This is a genomic window from Sediminispirochaeta smaragdinae DSM 11293 (genome assembly GCF_000143985.1).
GTDB classification, from domain to species: domain Bacteria; phylum Spirochaetota; class Spirochaetia; order DSM-16054; family Sediminispirochaetaceae; genus Sediminispirochaeta; species Sediminispirochaeta smaragdinae.
The window spans coordinates 232,868-252,350 of the sequence record NC_014364.1 but is presented as its reverse complement, the minus strand read 5'-3'; the positions used below and the strand labels follow the sequence as shown (position 1 = coordinate 252,350).

The window sequence follows — 19,483 nt, the reverse complement described above, 5'->3', positions numbered from 1 at the left end:
TTACGTCATGAAAAAAGTTGATGACAGCAATATTATGGAAGGTCTTGAGGAAAAACGTGAAGAGATTATACGTGAGATTAACGAATACAACCGGGAACGAGACCAAATTCGCGCAATGTTGGGAAAAATCGGCGGAAAAAGTTACTCAAAGACCGACATGATTATCAATATTGTCTTTCTAACCATTATTTTATTGCTTTTTATTCTCGAACTAACGACACACTTTCTACCGGCTTTCATATCCCTGGAAGTCAGTGTTCTTCTGGTTTCGATTAAGATTGTCTGGATGATCCACAGCCAGCATCGATTCAATCACTTCCAGTTTTGGGTTCTCAACTCGATCGAATTTCGTATCAATAATATGCATAAGATGGTCAGAGGAATGGAAAAAGAGCTAAAACAGCTTCGGGAGGATAAACACAACACAAATGCCGTGGGACCATGATCTCCGTATTCATGATCCGTTTTCGCTCTCCCGAAAATGGATGGTAGATAGCACCATATTCCATTTATCCCGCAGCATGGGAGGAGCACAAAAACAGCCGGCATAGTTAACCGGCGCCTCTTCGGACAGATATTCTTCGACCAAACGCCCCTCAAGCCCGGAAAGACCGGACAGGGATGCAAAAAAAGCCGTTGCCCCCGAACGAGAAGCTGCACACATCTTTGAAGCGGCTTCTCTCTCTTCCATGGGGATGTCGATCCAGGCTCGCCTGAGCCTGAGCTTTTTACCGGTACCGGAAACCTCTGCATGAAGGTAAGCCAGAAACGAGGCACCACCATCTGTACAACTACTCCCGTTGTAGCGGAAGCGGTAATGACGGTATTCGTGAATCTGTTCGATGAGTTCCAGCCGTTCATGATTCCATTTATCGATCGCCTTAAGCGAAACCGGATAACTTATCGTTGATCCTGCCATATCGACAATTATACAGATTCACAAGGTTTTTTCACAGACCTGTAGGTATTACGTGTTATTGTATCATCATGGTGAAGAAAATTTTAATTGCATATAGTTCCTATTTCGGGAACTGCAAGAAAGCGGCATCCACCCTTGCCGCAAGTTGTGACGAGGAAGGCATGGAGACAAGCCTTTATCCCATTCTTGAATCGGAAACCCTCCCGGAAAAACCAGATATCCTCGTCCTTGTAACGCCTGTCAGGGTACGGAAGATTGTCGGGCCAAGCAAGAAATTTCTCCGAAAGATCGGAGAAAAAGATCTCCGTTATGCCCTGGTCGTAAGTCACGGTGCGGCTCTGGACCACTTTTTCTCCCCGGTTCCAGCGACAAAGAAACTGGAACGGCACTTGGAACGCAAGGAAATGGTTCGAATTACCGAGCCTCTCTTCCTGCAGGTAGAGAGACAGCAAGGCCCCTTATCGAAGGGTTATGAAAAACGCCTAGCAGATCTTGCAAAGCAGTTGAGCCAGGCCGTTTCAGAGGAAGACAGATAAGCGCCTCACATCAGCTTTTACGTGGAACCTGATCAAGGAGCTTCCGCCATGAGGGGTTCTCATAACCGAGAAGAGCGGCAAAGGCGTTGCGTATGGTGATATTAATCTCCTCAACCTCTTTTCGATCCTTGCCGTGAAGATCGAAGAAGCCTCCGGCGGTTCGATCATGCCCTCCAACATTATCAGGGTCAAGCGGTAATTGCTTGATCAGTCTGCCGGCATTAATCCCCTCACTACGAGTGCGAATCGAGATGATTAGATGGTTCCGAAAACGCCCTGAAACAAGAACCGTCCCTATCCGCTCATGCTTAAGAAGAAAATCAGCCATCTCGGCAACAATCTCAGGGTGACGAATTTCGTCCAGGTGCGTCGTAATCATTGTGCCGAACATAAGGGCATTATTGATTGCATCTCCAAGCTGAAGAAAATAGTAATGAGGCAAGTTGGCATTGATAATTCCGGCCAACTTTCTGATGCTGGCCCGTACATAGACCGATAGATAGGCCCGAATATCTCTGCGGGCGGCCTCCCGATACATATTCTGGGTCTCAGAACTTATGGCATAGGCAAGTGCTGTGGCGATATCGGCCGACAGATCTACTCCAGCGGCATCAAGCCATTCGATAAGCATCGTGGCAGAAGCCCCAAGTTCCGGTTCGATCACAACAAAGGCACCTTTGGTATCATCCCGACGGGGATGGTGGTCGATGACGATATCACACGGAGATGAAGCATCAAGCACATTGTTGCCCGCACCTGGCTGGGAATCCACGAGAGCAATTCCGTCGTAACGTGAAAGTTTGATTCGGCTGTACTGCTTAAGGGGAAGATTGAGTTTCTTCACCATGGCCCGATTTTCTGCCCTGGCGATAATTCCGCTGTAGGCAATGCTTGCACCGACATGAAATAATTCCTTAAGAAGGAGGCGCAAGGCAACCGCAGCAGCAATGGCATCGGGATCCGGATGGGTATGAGTAAGGATAAGAAGCTCTTTTTTCCCCGAAACAACGGAACCAAGTTTCTCCAGAGCATCCTTACTATTTTCCATATTCGACAGTTTTACAGAAAAAAAGGAAAATGTCCAATTATTGCTGTGCAGGCAATGGAATTTTCATTTCAAATCTGTTCGAACGTATGCTCAGAGCTGTATCGATCGGGGAGAACCCTTTTCAGCGTCCCTCTTCACGTACCGGATTTCGAAGGGTACCGATTCCTTCGATTTCAACCTCGACCACATCGCCATGATGGATTCTGCCAACCCCTTTGGGAGTTCCCGTTATAATCAAATCCCCTTCTTCAAGGGTAAAGTGCCTGCTGATGAAGGCAACGATGGTCGGGATCGGAAAGATCATCTGGGATGTGTTTCCGCTCTGAACCACTTTCCCGTTGAGCCTGCATTCAATATGAAGGTTTTGGGGATCAGGAATATCCGAGGCGGGTACCACTACGGGGCCAACAGGACCGAAGGTATCCAAACTTTTTCCCCGGAACCATCCCGATTTATCCTCGGTCTGAAAATTACGCTGACTTACATCGTTGAAACAGGTATATCCAAGGATGTAGTCCATTGCCTTCTCTTCGGGAACATCCTTACATCGTTTTCCGACAAAAAAACCTAATTCTGCCTCGTAATCGACTCGAACCTCCTCAAAATCGTACCCCTGAAGATATGCGGGAATGACGATGGCCTCCCCGTCACCAATCAGAACATTGGGAGTCTTTGGGAAAAGTACCGGTTCAGAGGGAATGTCCAAAGGAATTTTTCTCGTCGTCAAAAAGACGCTTTCTTTTACGTGTTCGTGATAGTTGAGACCAAGGGCTACAATCTTCGAAGGACGAACCTGATAGGATTCATCCCGGCCCTTGACGGGTAAAACGACCATAGAGCGCTCCTTCATTCAATGCAAACTATATGCGATTATAGCCGGGCTGGAGCGTGAACAACAACTACTCACACGATTTTTGCACCTGTTTTACATAGGAAGCAATATCGAATTTGCGCTCAAGGCCGCGATCATTCATGTACCGAATCTTTCCGAATACCGGCCGCGAGGCCCAGGGACGATCATGCTTTCCGAAGCACCATGCAACCCCGGTGTAGCCGTTGGGATCACGGCCATCGAGGGAATAGCGGTCGTTGAGACGCAGGGCCCGCTCAAAGGCCTCCCTGGGAGAAGCTGACCATTCAAGGATCTTCTTTCCCCAATACATCCTCATATAGCCGTGCATCTTCCCTTTATGCGTCAACTCACGTTGGGCCGCATTCCAATAGGGATCGTGCGTCTTCGCCTCTTCAAGCTGGGCGTCGTCGTAGAGAACTTCCCTCTTGTCCCCTTCGTGGGCCTCAAGATCCTCCCGCGCCCATCGGGGAAGGGCCTCAAAGCTATCGTAGAATCGGTTGTAGAAGACAAAATTAAAGGCAAGCTCCCGGCGGATAATCAGCTCTTCTAGGAATGCTTCACATCCCGGCCCCGGATGCTCCGAGGCACGTAGGGCGATTTCCAGGGCGGAAATCTGTCCGTAATGAAGATAGGGACTCATGCAGGAAAGCCCCTCTTTTGAGGGATCGTTCCGTTCCTCGTGAAAGCGTTCCAACGTACCCGAAGTGATAAACGCGTCCAAACGTCGATGCGCCTCAACGCTGCCGCCGTGAATCCAGGAGACGGGCTCAACCTCGGGTTGGGAAAACCTGAGGAGTTCCTCGGCCGCCTTACTATCCAGACCATCTGCCCTTCCGGCAAGAGCAGTCGAATCGATTTTTGCCGACTGCCGTTTAAGGGGCTGCATGAAGCGAAAAAGGAGAGGGGTTATCTTTCTTCGTATCGTGGCAGCAGAATACTCCTCTTTGCCACTTGCAGTCCGCACAGGAACGACCAGATCACTCTCGACCTCCATCACCGGAGCGCAAAAGGAACCGGCCGCCGCAGCCTTTCGCCAGCTACGTTGAAGGCGCGTATAGCCAGTGTCGAAGACAACGAGTGCCGCATCGGCCGCGAATTCGGCAACAATTCCCGGCGGATCCCCTATTTTAAGAAGAAAACCGATTCCCCGATCGGCCAAATCCACTTCAAGCTGCTCGATTCCCTCCAAGAGAAAACGATAATGCCTCCTACCGGCACCAAGATAGTCCCGGCTCACGACAAAAAGCACAAGAAGTGGCAGCGAACGTCTGTTTGCCTCACCGAGGGCATATTCAAGGGCATGGTTATAGCGGGAACGCTGACTCTGCTGCATCCAATAGAGGACATAGGCCCCTTTCTCGTTGCATTCACCCTTCTTTAGAAGAAATAAGCGTTCATTTTGTATCATGATTCTAAGTATGGCCCCATCGACGCCTTGAAGAAAGGCCTTTTTTCGTATTATGGTTTGATTATAAACACCCGCCACTTTATATTAATCCGACTACTGTTAACCTATGAAAGGGCGTTATTCGAAGCGGCAAATGGAAGAACGACTGGAACTCTTGACCGAACAGATCATTCATACTCTTCTTGCACGGCTTGGTACCGGCCGGGCCTCCTCCTCAAAGCCCGTCAAATGCCAGGTCAATGGCCTTATACCAGGCACCTATACCCTCAGCATGGTAAGAATCAACCCAAAGGAGCTTTTACTCCAGGAACTTGTGTCCACAAAAACCAGAGGAAATGTCATTTTCCGCTCATGGACCTTTCGTAAAGAAGAAAAATGGTATGTCGCCGGCATGGAAAAACTCGGGAAACCGGTATTCTATCGAAGCATAGGCCAGGACCTCGCCGATCTTGTACGACGAAACGATACGGTTTCGGCAGTGGAAGCCAGCGAGGGAATGTATCTTGTCGAAACCGCCGAACGGGCCGCCAGAAACCTCGGAGTCGAACTTCCTTCCGACTATGAACTAAAGAGAAACGGACTCTATCCGAAGTCCATCCGCTTTCTCACAAAGCATTCCGCCCTGGTGGCGGTGCTTTTAATAGCCGTCGGTATAGGTACCATATTGGGGCTCTATGCCCTGAAGATCGGCTCGATAGAAAGCGAAATGAACAAATCGGTAAAGGCATATACGGCAAATATCGATGATCAGGTAAAGAGTTTCCTTGATGATACCGAAGATGAAATCCTCGGTTTGATCAACGATGTGGAAAAGAACCGGAAAAATTTTGAATTCGATAAACGGAACGCTTACCTCAATGTTCAAAGATTAGCAGAAGAGCTTACCCGTTACACACCGGCAAGAAAGCGTGCCTATAGACTCATTGCCGACAATATTCTTCAGAGCACTACCTACAGCGAAATCATGTACGAAATGAGCAGACTGCCGACCGAAGAGTACCAGGCGCGGATATTCCTTGCCACAAACCGGCAATCCGTCATCCCCCTGGCCTCTTTTACCCCGGCAATTCCCGGAATGCTTTACCCTGTTCGTGTGGATGGAGAAAACAACGACGGCAGAGGCTTTCGAATAACCGACGGCTACATGGATCGCAGGGAAAACCCTCTGGGAACGGGAGGTTCGAGTCCCCATTTTGCCGTCGACATCATAAATGTGAGCAACATTGCCTATGTCAGCCATGCAGGAGAGATCATACGGGAAGGCAACCCTCCCGGTGACGTCGTCGCCGTCGCCCCCGGGGCGATATGCGATACCGGATGGGATGACGGTTACGGCTGGTACATTGAGATCAATCATGGGATTTCGGATGAAGTCAAGGCACTGTATCCTGATGCCGAACGCTGGTGCAGCTACTATGCCCATCTCGACGAAAAACCAACCCAGGCCATCGGTACCAAGGTTGAAGCCGATGCATTAATCGGTCATATAGGGAATACGGGGAGATCGACCGGTCCCCATCTTCACTTCGAGGTTCGGATCTATCACAAAAACGGAAGCTATCGCAGCGGTGATGCAAGGTACGACAAGATCAATCCCTACCCTGCCGAACGGCAGGAAGAATAGATTTCTCTCAACTCTCAGCTATTCCTGCGGCAGACGTAGTCGAGGAGCTGTCGGAGATAGCCGCTCCACGGCTCGCGGCCTATGCCGAAAGAGAGTATCTGGTCAAGAACGGCTTCAGCCTTCCGCTTGTAATCATCCATCATTGTTTCCACAGAAGAGAGGACTCCGGTGCTCACGGCTATCTTTCGAATTTGCCGCACTTCATCAATACCGGCCTTCCCCTTGCCGTAGATACGTTCCAGCACCGATAAGGCCTCTCCTTCAGCCGCCTTTTTTAGCATAAGGTAAAATAACGTCTTTTTCCCTTCCGCTATATCCGAACCGATGGGTTTACCGACCTCTTCGCTCTCGCCGAAGAGCCCCAATTCATCATCACGAATCTGAAACAAGATTCCCAAAAGTTCCCCGTACTCCTCCAATAGATCTCGAAAACGCCTGTCGGCACCGGCGATAAGGGCCCCTGCGGAAAGGGGAAGGGAGAAGGTATAGCGACCTGTTTTATAGCGATACAGGCTAATGACCTCCGCAAGGTTCGGATCCCCCCATCCGTCGCTCCATGCAACGTCGCTCATCTGAGCCGTCCCCACGATGCTCATCTCACGGCTGAAGAGTCCTACAAGCTCATGGTGGTTGCCGGCAATAAGGCCTGCTTCGTTGACAAGCGAAAAGGCGAGAAAAATCGCAACATCTCCGGCACAGATACCAAGACTCTCACCGAGGTGGGCGGCATCATCTGTCCCATACTTTGCAGCCTCAAGGGCATAATAATGATGAACGGTTGATTGGCCACGTCTCATTGTATCTCTATCCATGATATCGTCGTGGATAAGGAGCGCCGACTGAAAAAGTTCCATGGCCGCCCCGAGGGGAAGTGCGGCAGGAGGGGCCTCACCGGCGACCAGCCCCGCCCCTAAGGAGACAAGAGAACCCCGAATCATTTTCCCTCGGGTAGAGAAATCGGCAAGTAGGGTAAAAAGATCAGAGGCCCGAGGATTTTTCTGTTCCATAGCCGCAGCTTCCCGGCGGCAGGCACGCCGAATCTCTTCGGTAAGGTTTTGTTTCTGCTGCGAGAGATACTGTTGCATGGTAAGGCACTCCTTCGGCTTGTCGGACGTATACAAAACATAACGCGAAAGGCGATGAAAAGTCACCTCACCCGAAGGCTCCCTTTTCAGAGTTTTTTATTCGCTTTCCAAGGTATCTTCCAATTCCTTTTTCAGCCGAAAATGCGCCTGGTTCATCAGAGGATGCCGAAGCTGTATTGCATGAGTGGGACACTCCATGACACAACAGCCACAGTACCAGCATTCACCCGGGAAGAGGACAAGTGGGGGCTTGCCCTTTTCCAGAGAAGGAACAAGTACATCAACCTGACACACATCGGCACATCTGTTACAAGCTATGCATCGTTCGGTATTAAAGGAGATGGGTTCAATTGATGCAATATCCGGGCCTGCACATATATTTTCTATATTCATACCTTTACTCCGCTATATAGTTCCCATTGTATTTCTCATAGTTCCGAGAAAGATCTCCATAATATCTCAGGGGGACCGAACCCATATCCACCCCGGACTTGGTCAATCGTATGGTAAAGAACCTTCGATCCCGTTCCGGGTCCATTTCCGGATAATCGGCCCTGTTAAAGCAGAGAGCCCTTGAACTTGATTTCCGTTGTAAGCAGGATCTAAGGATGATCTGGGCATTCGTAAGTATGTTTTCGACCTCGAGGGTCCTCATGAGCTCATGAGGATTCCTTGAATAGAGATGAGGAAGGATGTTGGTCTCATAGTGCCGAAAGACATCTAAGCCTGTTTCCAAGAGATCGTCGCATTTAGGATCACCACAATAGTTTTGCATCGTCTTGGCTATAGCCATATTGAGCTCTTTCCAGGAATACCGTTCTTGCCCTTCCGCACCGAGGGACGCATATGTTCGACTCCGCTCCTTCGCTATCTGCTTTTCACAAGGAACGAGGTGCTGGACGTTCTTTGCATATGCTGAAGCGTGGCGTCCGGCATAGCTTCCTGTGGCCGCAGCATGACCGAAACAGTTGGAGGCAAAAAGTGCGTCGCCAGCTACAAAAAGGCCCTCAAGATTTGTTGCTAAATTCCAGTCATTCAGGAAACCGCCAGGCAATCCGAATAGCTGTCGTTCCTGGGGAAGAAACGATGCAGATTTCCATCCACCTCCATACGCCTGCAGAACATGACGGGTGGGGTCAAACCCACGTTCAGTATAGTTTTGATAAATGGGGATCTTTGTCTTTCCCTCTTCTCCCACCATCATGCCCCAGATGGCCTTTCGTTCCAGTTCGGGCATCGTGGTGAGGTCAGCATAGAATGGGAGCTTATACCCCATCGAAAGGAGCTTCTTTTGGTCTATGGTCTCCGGTCCATCGTACTCATACTTCGGGTAATCAATGGATCCACCTTTGAGAAAGTACTGTTGACCGGCAGCAGGACGATAGCGGTCGCTGAATTCTTTTAACTCCTTACCGTCTCTGTCGAGATAGGGAATTGGCTTTCCTCTGGCATCACACATGGAAGCAGGATACCAGGTATTGTGGTTATTACCCGTACCATAGGGGGGGAAACTCCTCCCCGCTGCAGAGAACTCTGCGGTTACCGACTTTTCCATCATCGAAAACGCCGCACCGGCTCGCCATCCCATGGCATGTCCATCTCCGACACACTGGGTCGGTCTGAATTCACAAAGGCCCGGGTATGCAGGGGAAAACAGCCAAATTCTTGCGGGACGGGAGGTGGCAAGGACAGTGGCCTTAGAGGAAACAACCAGATGCTTTCCGGTACGAACATGAAAGCCTGTACAGCCTATGACACGCTTACCGATTTCTCCGCCTTCTGTCAGAAGAGACGTAACCATAATCCGGTCGTATATTTTTACACCAAGACGCTTTAATTCTTTGTACAAAACAGGCTTGAAGGTAGATCCCCAAATTCGAATGGTAAATTTATTCTTTAGATCATACGCAAACATCAATTTGGTTTCCGGATCACGGAAATCCGCCCCGAGAAATTCATCCTCGGTATCCCGAATTTTCCCTCCCATTTTTTCGATCTCCCGGAGACAATCCCATCCTTCCCGGCATTCGATATAATGAGAAATTCCATTATTATACCCATCATTATCATCGATCATAGCCTGGGTGATCTCCTCCGGACTAACCGTGCTGCAAGGGTTCGTTGTAGCCGATTCCCAGTGATCACAGCCCGATCCACCGGCGCCGCTTCTTATGGTTGCACCTTTTTCCAGAAGTGCTACCTTCGCTCCCTGTTTTGCTGCAGAGATAGCGGCCATACACCCGGATATTCCACCGCCGATGACTAGTACATCGGTTTTAACCCGCTCTTCCTGATTACATTCTATGGGATAGGGCCACTTCATAGAAAACATAGCATTTCTCCTCGCAATGTATTTTTCACTACATGAGGTTGCCTCCCGATAACGGGAGACAACAATAGATATCGACAGAACAAACAGTTTTTACTGTGCAGAGGGGAGAGAGGCCCTACTTTTGTCGGTCAAACTCACACCGACCAAGACAATAGCAGAGACAACATATGAATAGAGGAGGCCCCAATCTGCATCCAGCAGAGGGCTTATCGGCCCGGTTAATCCCAAGACAAAACAAAATACGCCGATGACACCGCCGACGAAGATGGCAGCAAAAGCTCCTTTCTTTGTTGCTCCTTTCCACAAAACACCTAAAAGGAGGGGAACCAGAAGGCTTCCCATATAGGGGTAATTGAAAATGATAATTGCATCCAGAATATTCGTCAGTTTAAAGGCGATCAAAACCCCAACCAAACAAGAAACGAAAACGGTAATCTTTGATATTCTTTTTGAATAGGGAAGTTCCTCTAAAGATTTTTCCGGATGAAGGAATTTATTGTAGAAATCACGGGAAAAGGTTGCCCCGAGGGCAATTAGAAGACAATTTGCCGAGGACATGGCGGCCGCAAGAATAGCGGCGATGACGATGCCCGCCATGACAGGATGCAAGGTATGTATCGCCATCGAAGCAAATACGCCATCTTGTATATCGGGATAGAGTTTTCCGCTTACAGCTCCAACAATTGAAGCAAAAATACCAATGATAATGACAATGATCCCTGAAATAATACAACCCCATCTCGCGGTTTTAACGTCCTTTGCCGACTGATAACGCATGTATGCATCATACGAGACAGATATTGAAAGAAGAAACGGAAGCACCAGATAGATGAATTTGGAAAATAGCCCCTTGGGAATAAAAGGGGTAGCTAATATTGAAGAAGGGGCAAATCCCGCATGTTTCACAGCCAATAAAGAGGCGACAGCGAGGATCGGAATGCCAATGAGAATAACTATTGTCTGAATGAGGTCGGTTAGTACAACGCCCCACATTCCGCCAATATAACAGTAGACCAAAATGACAGCAGCACAGATAACTACGCCCCAGCCAAAAGGAAGGCCGAAACCAGCAAGGATGCTTCCGCATGCAAGCATCTGGGCGACAAATATCCCCAACATACTTGGAATATTAGACATCCAGGCCCAAAGGCGAACAGCCTTATTGGCGCCATAACGCTTTTCAAAGAAGTCCATGGGCACGTACCCGTCGGCAGTTTTTAATTTGGGAGCCATGAAGATGCCTGCAAGAATTAACCCGCCTCCACAACCTAAGGCGTAATACATCCCCGGCCAAACGCCCATAGAAGCGCCGTTCCCAGCTCCTCCCAGCACTACTCCCGCTCCCACCTGCACGGCAACAAGGGTTGCAGTAGTCAAGAACAATCCCAGATTTCTCCCAGCCACAAGGAAATCTGTGACATTCTTGTTCCGCTTTGCCGCAACGATTCCGGCAATGATGAGTGATATGAAGTATAAACAACATACCAATAGAACAATTCCATCCTTTTGCATTATGCAAACCTCCAGATTAGAAATGATATTGAGATAAAGATGAACAATAACATCGAATTCCAATTATAAATAATAATTTATTATTATGGTATCATCATCTTTTTGGCCGGTCAAGAAAAGAACGGGAGATATAAGTCTAAGTAATGATTGACCTTATTATTATTTCTGAATACATACACATCTCAATACGAGTGCATATTTTTGAAAAAATTATTATATGATGCCAATGGCCTTTACACTTATCTAGGCGTATAATAAAAAGTATATAATAGGATTTACAGAATGCGTGATACGATACGAAACTACCTACCAATTGTACAGTTTCTAGGATCGGTACTCGGCAGCTACTATGAAATCATACTCATCGAACTAAAAGATGAAGGCAGCGGTATCGTCGCAATAGAAAATTCACATATTAGCGGAAGAAAAATTGGTGACGGGCTTACCGACCTCTGCCTCAGATTCATTAAAGAGGAAACCTATAAAGATACCAGTTTCAAAAGTAATTACACGTGCATCTCCAATGGAAGAAAGCTCCGAGGTTCTACGTATTTTATAAAAGAAGGTGATATGCTGGTAGGAATGCTTTGCATTAATTTCGATACAGAAACCTTTATTGAACTCGATACGCGACTACTACAATTTGCCAATATACAGGCACAGGGAATAATCGACACGCTGTTCCCCCCTCAAGGTGTACCAGATAACAACACGGAAACAGTCCTCTCCTCGGTAACAGAGCTATGTGAACAAGAAGTCAGAAAATACGCAGAGAAAAATAAACTCGATGCAAAAAAATTCACCCAGGAAAACAGGATAGAAATAATCGAACACCTCAATAATTTGGGCATTTTCCTCATCAAAGGGATCGTACCCGATGTAGCAAACCTTATTGGAACTTCGGAGGCAAGCGTTTATCGCTACCTAAGCATTGTCAACAGAAAGAAAAAATAGTATTTCTCTGTATCCTTACTTCAACGTCCGATTTCCGGTAGATTTGTACCATCATCCAGTTCTTTGTTTTTCGTTAATCTCTTTCAAATAGTTATAGATAGTATATCTTGATATGTGGAGCCATGCGGAAATACAGGGAATACTTTTTTGAAACGAGAACGCATTTCTCTCCTGAAGAAGAGCAACTATTCGCATTCTGTCGTCCTTATTCATTATAGCGACAGGCTTGCCAAGTATGGTAACACACTCTTTAAATATGTCTTTCAATCTGTTTTCGCCAGATTCTTTCACAGCCGCTTCAAGGTTCTCTCCCACCCTGGTAAGCTCCTTGATCGCATTTTCTGCAACTGAAAGCAGCGTATAATCAAAATTAATACCGAGAGCATAATGATAATTATCACCCTGCAAGTGCAGTGTTGTACTCTTGATCTGTTTCCCGTTTGCACTCCTTCCGTCGCAATTTATCAAGTCGCTGCCATTGCTAAGAAAATCATTGATTTGTTTATTGGTCCCAAGGAGGTCAAGCCCTCCCCCAATCTTCCTTTTGGTAACATGCCCATTATAGATAACGAGGATGGAATGTTTTTTATTATTCATATCGTGAACAACAGTTTCACATGAATTCCCAAAGGTCTTTGCTATGCCTGCCGCCAACCTGTTTAAAAATTCAAAGGCTTCATTCTTATTCATGACGAATCCATTATCATACGCAAGGAAAAGGAAATCAAGGACAAGAGTAATAAACAATATGTTTATATAATCAACTTTCTGTTGATTATATAACACGTAAGGGTTTATAATATTTTTTGTATGATTGCAGAAAAGATACACAGGAATTTACAACAGGCTTCTTTAATCAGGGCGATGTTTGAGGAAGGGGAAAAACTTCGTGCCATATACGGCGCAGATAAGGTTTTCGATTTTTCTCTTGGGAATCCCGATCCCGAGCCACCCAAAGAGGTAAAGGATTCCCTTAGAAAGCTTGTAATGGAAGATCGGCCGGGCTTACACGGATACATGAACAATGCAGGATATCCTGAAACACGAGAAAAGATTGCCGAAGCCATCAATAAAGAGACGGGCAAAAAGCTATCGGCTCAACATATCGTCATGACCTGCGGTGCAGGTGGGGCTCTAAATATCACCTTAAAGACCATCTTAAATCCGGGTGAGGAGGTTATTGTATTCACTCCCTACTTTGGTGAATATACATTCTACATCGATAACTATTCCGGGACGATGGTAGAACTCCCCAGTAATCCCGATACTTTTGAACCCGATCTTGCTCAACTGGAAAAAAGCATCACTCCTTTGACAAAGGCCATCATCATCAATTCACCAAATAATCCTACGGGAGTTGTGTATAGTGAACAATTATTAAAAGAGATGGCCCGAATCGTTGACTGCAAGGAAGAAAAATTCCATACGACTATCTACGTAATATCGGACGAGCCTTACAGTAAATTGGTATATGACGGCATCAAACTTCCGTACATCTTGAATATTTTCAGACATTCGGTCCTTGTTAATTCTTTTAGCAAATCTCATTCTCTACCCGGAGAAAGGATAGGATTCGTAGCGGTAAATGATGCGATTGAAAACCCAAAGGAATTTGTTGACGGTTTATCTTTTTCGAATCGCATCCTGGGCTATGTAAATGCTCCGGCACTTTTTCAGCGGGTAATTACAGACTCGATGGAAAAAGTTGTCGATAAAGCGATATATGAAGAAAGACGAGACATCCTTTACAATCATCTTATCAGCTTGGGTTTCTCCTGCGTAAAACCCCAAGGAGCTTTCTACCTCTTTCCCAAAACATTAATTCCCGATGATATTGAGTTTAAAAATAGAGCTTTGAAACACAATTTGGTAGTTGTACCCGGAAGAAGCTTTGGTTGCCCTGGCTATTTCAGGATATCCTACTGCGTTGGAAGGGATACAATAACAAACTCACTTCCGGCCTTTTCAGCCTTGGCAGAAGAATTCAAGTAAGTTCCTGTTCGGTCAAACAGCATCAACCGAACAGGAAAGATGTTCTAAGCACTTACTTTCTCAGGACCCTTTTCATCAGCCTGCTGTTGGTGCAATGCAGCCTCATTCTGTTTTCTCAATTGATACTGATCAATAACTACGGCAAGAACCAAGACCATTCCCTTGATGGCGGTTTGCCAGAAGGAAGAGACACCGATCATGACCAAGCCGTCGTTCAATACTCCGAGGATAAGGGCACCGATGATGGTGCCGCCGATGGATCCTCGGCCGCCATTTAACGAAGCTCCACCCAGGACAACTGCCGCTATAGCTGTCATCTCGTAAGCCTCACCTGTTGCCGGGTGGGAGGCCACAAGCTGAGATGCAAGGACAAGTCCCGTAAGGGCCGCGGTAAAACCGGAAAACATGAAGATGGCCATTTTCAGCCGATTGACTCGAATTCCCGACAGGACTGCTGCATCTTCATTTCCGCCGACAGCATAGATATGACGCCCGAATGGGGTTTTCTGGGATACATAAGCGGCGATGATGGCAATGACGGCGGCGATCCAGACGACAAGCGGAATGCCTAACATGGTTCCTGCCCCAAGAATAGGAAAGCCTGTATTACCGAGAGCGGGATTCCCGATAAGATTGGGAAAGGTCTTTCCGCCGGAACGAAGCATGGCGAAACCTCTTCCCATGTAAAGCATTCCCAAAGTGGCGATAAATGGTGCAACCCCAAGCTTAGTGATGATCAAACCATTGACAGCACCAAGCAATACACCAATAAGCAGAACAATCAAGATGATCATGGGAACGTTGAAATAGATCACGATCCCGAATATCGGAAGCCTGAGACCTTCGGCAATCAAACCGCCGGCGATCATTCCACAGAGCCCCACGATGGAGCCTATCGAAAGGTCGATTCCCCCGCCAATGATAACGTAGGTCATTCCCACCGCAAGGATCGCCCATATGGCGGAATGTTTCGCCATGGCAATCAAATTGGTAATCGACAGAAAATTCGGAGCAATAAAAGAGAAGACTATCAGTACCGCAAGAAAAGCGATTAAAGTCCTCAGTTTCAATACCAACATCCCAATGGAAAAACCGGTCCCCGGTTTTTTATTAGCTAAAGCTGTCATAAAACGCTTTTTCAACCTCCCTGTGCTACGCTGACGCGGTGATTCCATGACCAATCTCCGAAGCCTTTCTAATCTTTTCTTCCGTCGCTTCGGAGCGGTCGAACTCGCCGGTTATCTTTCCTTTTGAAAGCACAATGATGCGATCCGACATGGAAAAAATTTCTTCGAGTTCCGATGATACAAATACAATACCGAATTTGCCCTTTGCCATTTTATTCATGATCTCGAAGACGTCGGACTTTGCGCCGACATCTATTCCTCGAGTTGGTTCGTCCATCAGAAGAACCTTCGGCTTTGTCAAAAGAGCCTTTCCGATGACTACCTTCTGCTGGTTTCCTCCGCTCAGAGCATTTATTGAAATCGACGGAGAGGAAACCTTGATGACCATCTCTTTAATCATCTCGGCAACACGTTTCATTTCCACCTTCACATTGATCTGCCAAAGCTTCAGATACCGGGCAATACTTGCCATCGTGAGGTTTTTCTCCACCGAAAGATTTAAAAAGAGTCCTTCCCTCTGCCGCTCCTCCGGAATCAGGACAAGCCCGTGCTCAATCCTTTCCTTCGTGTCCATGGTATCGAGCCGTTGCCCCTCCAAGGTAATTTCACCGGAGGCCTTATCGTAAAGGCCCATCATGGTCTCAAGCAGCTCGGTTCTCCCGGCCCCCATGAGACCGTATATGCCGAGGATCTCACCTTCGCATACCGAGAGGGAGACATCTTGAAATGTATAGCCTCCCCCGAAACGGGGAAGGGTCATATGCTTCACCGACAAAAGCTCTTTCCCGGCTTCGTGTGCCTGTCCGCTGAAAAATTTCTTCGGATCACGGCCGACCATCTTCCGAATGATATCGGCCATCTCCATCTCGGCAACGAGGCCGCAATCGACAAGTTTGGAATCCCGCAGAATAGTGATGTAATCGCCAATTTCCCGAATTTCTTCCAATCGATGGCTGATATAGATAATACCTACTCCCTGAGCCTTCAGGTCCGCTATAACATTAAAAAGAACCCGGACCTCCTGGATGCTCAGGGAAGAAGTTGGTTCGTCCATGATCAGGATCTTGGGCTCATCTATCATGGTCTTGGCAATCTCGACAATCTGCTGCTGTCCAAGCCGCAAATCTCTTACCAAAGTTTCAGGATCGATATCCTGCCCGAGCCGTTTGAGAATCGTCCTGGAACGTTCGACCTGTTCCTGGTGATCGATGTATAGGCTGTGATGCCTACTCAGTTCCTTGTTCATAAAGATGTTTTCGGCAACGTTGAGATTGGTAAAGAGATTCAATTCCTGATGAACAATACCGATCCCTTTCCCCGCAGCATCCCGTGCCGATGAAAGAGTCACCTCATGGGGCGTTCCCTCGTTGTCGAAAAGACAGATCGTCCCACTGGTCGCCTCCTCGATTCCCGCAAGAATCTTCATCAGTGTCGATTTCCCGGCACCGTTTTCTCCGACAAGAACGTTGATTTTCCCCTTATAGACCTTAAAATCGACGCCTTGCAGGGCTCTGGTCCCAGGGAACACCTTCGTAATGTTACGAGCCTCCAGCACTACTTCGCTTTGTTCTTCTGCCATGCTACGCTCCACCCGCAATAGTCGGCTCGATGATTACCGGTGTTATGACAACATCATCCAAAGAATCATCATCCTCCAACTTGAAGGCGCCATAGTAGTTGATCTCTTTACCCGCTATTGAAGAAAGATCAAGCGGTTCTACCGCTTCTTTTTTCATTCGTGCATTCAATTCGTCGGCCAGACTGGCAAACTGAAGCTGATTCCCCACCTCGGTAAAGCGAATAAAGGAAACCGAATCACGAATAGCCGTATTTCTAATCACAGGGCCCACCTGCATTTTTGCATCGACCGTTCCCTCGTAAGGCGGGGTATCAAGTAAAAGCAATCCGTTCCGGGACGAATCATCATAGGAAACAACCCTGGCACTGCCCGTAATCTTAAAGGTAACCCCCATGCCGCCGGCCTTGCTCATGAGCCCGTATTCTTGGGTGGCCGTCTCGGGGTCCTTCTTGAGTGCGGCAAGCAATGTTTCAAAATCACAAGATTCTTCCTTAAAGGCAGGAATCAACTTTGTATCCCATATTGAATCAACATACGCAACGGGATCAAAGGCTTTTCCACTTTTCGTCCATGTCGAGTATTCATCGCCTTGCTGCTCATCGAGCTCACTGATCTTTTTTATCGTACATCCACTCAACAGAACGGCTATTCCAATAAGCAGCATTACGAAAGAGCACAATGTCCTTTCTCTCATCATCATGTCCACTCCAGGTTCGTAAAAACAGTTGTGTATGGAAGGGCCCGGAAAGGAATAGGTCCGGGCCCCAAAATCAAGATCGGAAAGACGATTTCGCTATTTTTTGCGGAAACCGCGCCACTGACTGGCATTTTCCTTGGTAATCAAGAAACAGTCGTTCAGTATTTTCTCTTCATCAAGGCCTGTCGACCCAGTTTTAATGTAGGTGTCCGCAAGTTCCACTGCCATTTCCGCATTCTTGGCATTCGGCTGCATGACTGTCCCTTCAATCTTTCCTTCCATGATGGAATCGAGTACGTTATCGTTTCCGTCGAATCCAATAACGATGATGTCGCTTCTGCCGGCGGCATCAATGGCAGCCTGCGCGCCGAGGGCCATAGTGTCGTTTCCACAGATAATGCCGTTAACCTCGGGATTTGCCTGAAGGACCGATTCTATGACCGAATAACCTTCGGTCTGACTCCAGTTTGCTGTCTGCCTGGCAACCATTTTCATGTCGGGATATTGATCAATAATATTGTGGAAGCCTTTTGAACGAACACCGGCATTGGTGTCTGATTCCTTACCGACCAGTTCGACATAATTTCCTTTTTCACCCATAACCTGGACGAAATATTCGCCGCCAAGTTTTGCACCCTGGAAGTTGTTGGAAATCAATTGAGCCTTGGCAATCCCGGTGGCATTAATCTCCCGGTCCATGCAGAAAACGGGAATTCCCGCATCCGTAGCCCGCTTCAAATTGTTCGGGGAAGCATCGGCATTTGCGACATCGATAATGATCGCGACGGCCTTTCTTGCAATTGCCGTATCGATAATATCGCCTTCCTTCTTGGGATCGTCGCCATGGACGGCCAAAAGTGTTGTGTAACCGAGAGACTCGGCCTTCGCCTTCGCAGCATCGGCCTCAGCAGTGAAAAAGGTGTTGTCTTTGTCGGGGGTAATAATCACCATTAAGTTGGAAGCCTCGCCTCCATCCTGCTGACCCGCACTGAAAAGAAAACCTGCAGGGATAAGCATGGCGGTCAGTACCAGAACCAGTAGTTTTTTGGACATAACTCCTCCTTGACATTTTCCTGATGCGTCAACGACGCATGAAAATACTGAAATCGATTTCATTTCTGAGAAAAGTCTATCATAGCATAGGCACATGTCAAGAAAAAACTACAATTTCACCGACGAAATTCTCACTTATTATCATTTTATGGTAGAAAGTTTACATTTTTTTCCAAGACAACAACAACACAATATGAAATCGATTGCAGTATTACGATTTTTTAAGTCGTTTTTCCATCTCGTCGATATTCGTGTAGCCCGACTGACGGGCCAGGAATTCATAGATCGCTTTTGACATATTTTGCTTTTTCCGTGAAAAAGCGTCGACATCCTTCCAAAGTAGTTCAAGAGTGGCATCGGAATAGGTTTCCAATTCGCATCTAAGATAATTTGCAAAATCATCGATATCGCGGCCGCCTCGCATGATATTCGGATAATGGGAGAGCATCTCGCGTTGCCAACCTACAAATCTGGAAACAATCTCAGGGATCCGCTTGCTCTGGCTTACCGGAGGGATGAGGTCTTCCATTCTCGCATACTTTATCGTCATAAGATTTCGTCCTTCCTCCTCCGCCCGCCGAAGGTCCCGAAGGTAGCTCTCACAACAGGAAAGCGACCAGACAGAGAATTGCCCCCGCCGATGTAACTGCATGTCATCAAGATGAGCCCTGCAAGAAGGCTCTTGCCGTGCGGGAACTCGCAAAAACATGGCCACTTCCCTATCAAGAATTTCTGCAATAATACGTTTTTGGGCTTGATCCATA

General features: G+C 47.4%; 19 protein-coding genes. 5 read left to right on the top strand and 14 right to left on the bottom strand.

Annotated elements, in window-relative coordinates:
• Window positions 1–7 precede the first annotated feature (7 nt).
• Entirely contained in the window at window positions 8–445 is a 438-nt protein-coding gene (locus tag SPIRS_RS01245) for a hypothetical protein (protein ID WP_013252866.1), read from the top strand.
• Between the two features lie 9 nt (window positions 446–454).
• Here the strand turns inward: SPIRS_RS01245 and SPIRS_RS01240 are convergent, their stop codons facing one another.
• Window positions 455–919: a hypothetical protein gene (locus tag SPIRS_RS01240; protein ID WP_041865941.1), complete on the bottom strand. Its 465-nt coding sequence runs from the start codon at window positions 917–919 to the stop codon at window positions 455–457.
• Between the two features lie 68 nt (window positions 920–987).
• Between SPIRS_RS01240 and SPIRS_RS01235 the strand changes: the two genes are divergently transcribed.
• Window positions 988–1,455, top strand: coding sequence for a flavodoxin family protein (locus SPIRS_RS01235; protein WP_013252865.1), 468 nt, complete (start codon window positions 988–990; stop codon window positions 1,453–1,455).
• A gap of 10 nt (window positions 1,456–1,465) precedes the next feature.
• On the opposite strand, the gene SPIRS_RS01230 is transcribed toward SPIRS_RS01235, so the two are convergent.
• From SPIRS_RS01230 to SPIRS_RS01220, 3 genes are all read right to left on the bottom strand, one after another.
• Entirely contained in the window at window positions 1,466–2,503 is a 1,038-nt protein-coding gene (locus SPIRS_RS01230) for a DHH family phosphoesterase (protein ID WP_013252864.1), read from the bottom strand.
• A 121-nt stretch (window positions 2,504–2,624) separates the two neighbouring features.
• Window positions 2,625–3,338 carry a fumarylacetoacetate hydrolase family protein gene (locus SPIRS_RS01225; RefSeq protein ID WP_013252863.1) on the bottom strand — a complete coding sequence of 238 codons (714 nt, stop codon included), beginning with the start codon at window positions 3,336–3,338 and terminating at the stop codon, window positions 2,625–2,627.
• Between the two features lie 64 nt (window positions 3,339–3,402).
• A complete protein-coding gene (locus SPIRS_RS01220) occupies window positions 3,403–4,842 on the bottom strand; it encodes a deoxyribodipyrimidine photo-lyase (protein WP_148224006.1) in 1,440 nt (479 codons plus the stop codon).
• A gap of 55 nt (window positions 4,843–4,897) precedes the next feature.
• On the opposite strand from SPIRS_RS01220, the gene SPIRS_RS01215 reads away from it, so the two are divergent.
• On the top strand, window positions 4,898–6,388 hold the full coding sequence (locus tag SPIRS_RS01215; RefSeq protein ID WP_148224118.1) for a M23 family metallopeptidase: 1,491 nt from the start codon (window positions 4,898–4,900) through the stop codon (window positions 6,386–6,388).
• A 14-nt stretch (window positions 6,389–6,402) separates the two neighbouring features.
• On the opposite strand, the gene SPIRS_RS01210 is transcribed toward SPIRS_RS01215, so the two are convergent.
• The 4 genes from SPIRS_RS01210 to SPIRS_RS01195 all read right to left on the bottom strand — a co-directional run bounded on the left by SPIRS_RS01210 (window position 6,403) and on the right by SPIRS_RS01195 (window position 11,317).
• A complete protein-coding gene (locus SPIRS_RS01210) occupies window positions 6,403–7,473 on the bottom strand; it encodes a polyprenyl synthetase family protein (protein ID WP_013252860.1) in 1,071 nt (356 codons plus the stop codon).
• A gap of 96 nt (window positions 7,474–7,569) precedes the next feature.
• A complete protein-coding gene (locus SPIRS_RS01205) occupies window positions 7,570–7,866 on the bottom strand; it encodes a 4Fe-4S dicluster domain-containing protein (RefSeq protein WP_013252859.1) in 297 nt (98 codons plus the stop codon).
• Window positions 7,867–7,870: 4 nt separating this feature from the next.
• Window positions 7,871–9,805: an FAD-dependent oxidoreductase gene (locus SPIRS_RS01200; RefSeq protein ID WP_013252858.1), complete on the bottom strand. Its 1,935-nt coding sequence runs from the start codon at window positions 9,803–9,805 to the stop codon at window positions 7,871–7,873.
• 90 nt (window positions 9,806–9,895) lie between these two features.
• Window positions 9,896–11,317, bottom strand: coding sequence for a sodium:solute symporter family protein (locus SPIRS_RS01195; RefSeq protein ID WP_013252857.1), 1,422 nt, complete (start codon window positions 11,315–11,317; stop codon window positions 9,896–9,898).
• Window positions 11,318–11,599: 282 nt separating this feature from the next.
• Here SPIRS_RS01195 and SPIRS_RS01190 point away from each other — a divergent pair, with 282 nt between their 5' ends.
• Window positions 11,600–12,271, top strand: coding sequence for a helix-turn-helix transcriptional regulator (locus tag SPIRS_RS01190; protein WP_013252856.1), 672 nt, complete (start codon window positions 11,600–11,602; stop codon window positions 12,269–12,271).
• A 51-nt stretch (window positions 12,272–12,322) separates the two neighbouring features.
• Here SPIRS_RS01190 and SPIRS_RS01185 read toward each other — a convergent pair whose 3' ends face one another.
• Window positions 12,323–12,961, bottom strand: a complete 639-nt coding sequence (locus SPIRS_RS01185) for a helix-turn-helix transcriptional regulator (protein ID WP_013252855.1) — start codon at window positions 12,959–12,961, stop codon at window positions 12,323–12,325.
• A 120-nt stretch (window positions 12,962–13,081) separates the two neighbouring features.
• Here SPIRS_RS01185 and SPIRS_RS01180 point away from each other — a divergent pair, with 120 nt between their 5' ends.
• On the top strand, window positions 13,082–14,263 hold the full coding sequence (locus tag SPIRS_RS01180) for a pyridoxal phosphate-dependent aminotransferase (RefSeq protein ID WP_013252854.1): 1,182 nt from the start codon (window positions 13,082–13,084) through the stop codon (window positions 14,261–14,263).
• Between the two features lie 44 nt (window positions 14,264–14,307).
• Here the strand turns inward: SPIRS_RS01180 and SPIRS_RS01175 are convergent, their stop codons facing one another.
• From SPIRS_RS01175 to SPIRS_RS01155, 5 genes are all read right to left on the bottom strand, one after another.
• Window positions 14,308–15,438: an ABC transporter permease gene (locus tag SPIRS_RS01175; protein ID WP_013252853.1), complete on the bottom strand. Its 1,131-nt coding sequence runs from the start codon at window positions 15,436–15,438 to the stop codon at window positions 14,308–14,310.
• Window positions 15,416–16,969 carry a sugar ABC transporter ATP-binding protein gene (locus SPIRS_RS01170; protein WP_013252852.1) on the bottom strand — a complete coding sequence of 518 codons (1,554 nt, stop codon included), beginning with the start codon at window positions 16,967–16,969 and terminating at the stop codon, window positions 15,416–15,418. Before SPIRS_RS01170 ends, SPIRS_RS01175 begins: the two co-directional genes overlap by 23 nt.
• Before the next feature lies 1 nt (window position 16,970).
• Window positions 16,971–17,669, bottom strand: a complete 699-nt coding sequence (locus SPIRS_RS01165) for a DUF2291 domain-containing protein (RefSeq protein ID WP_013252851.1) — start codon at window positions 17,667–17,669, stop codon at window positions 16,971–16,973.
• Between the two features lie 93 nt (window positions 17,670–17,762).
• Window positions 17,763–18,719 (bottom strand): D-ribose ABC transporter substrate-binding protein, encoded by a 957-nt coding sequence (locus SPIRS_RS01160; RefSeq protein ID WP_013252850.1) that lies wholly within the window; start codon window positions 18,717–18,719, stop codon window positions 17,763–17,765.
• Window positions 18,720–18,930: 211 nt separating this feature from the next.
• A complete protein-coding gene (locus SPIRS_RS01155) occupies window positions 18,931–19,482 on the bottom strand; it encodes a DUF4125 family protein (RefSeq protein ID WP_013252849.1) in 552 nt (183 codons plus the stop codon).
• Between the last annotated feature and the right edge of the window lies 1 nt (window position 19,483).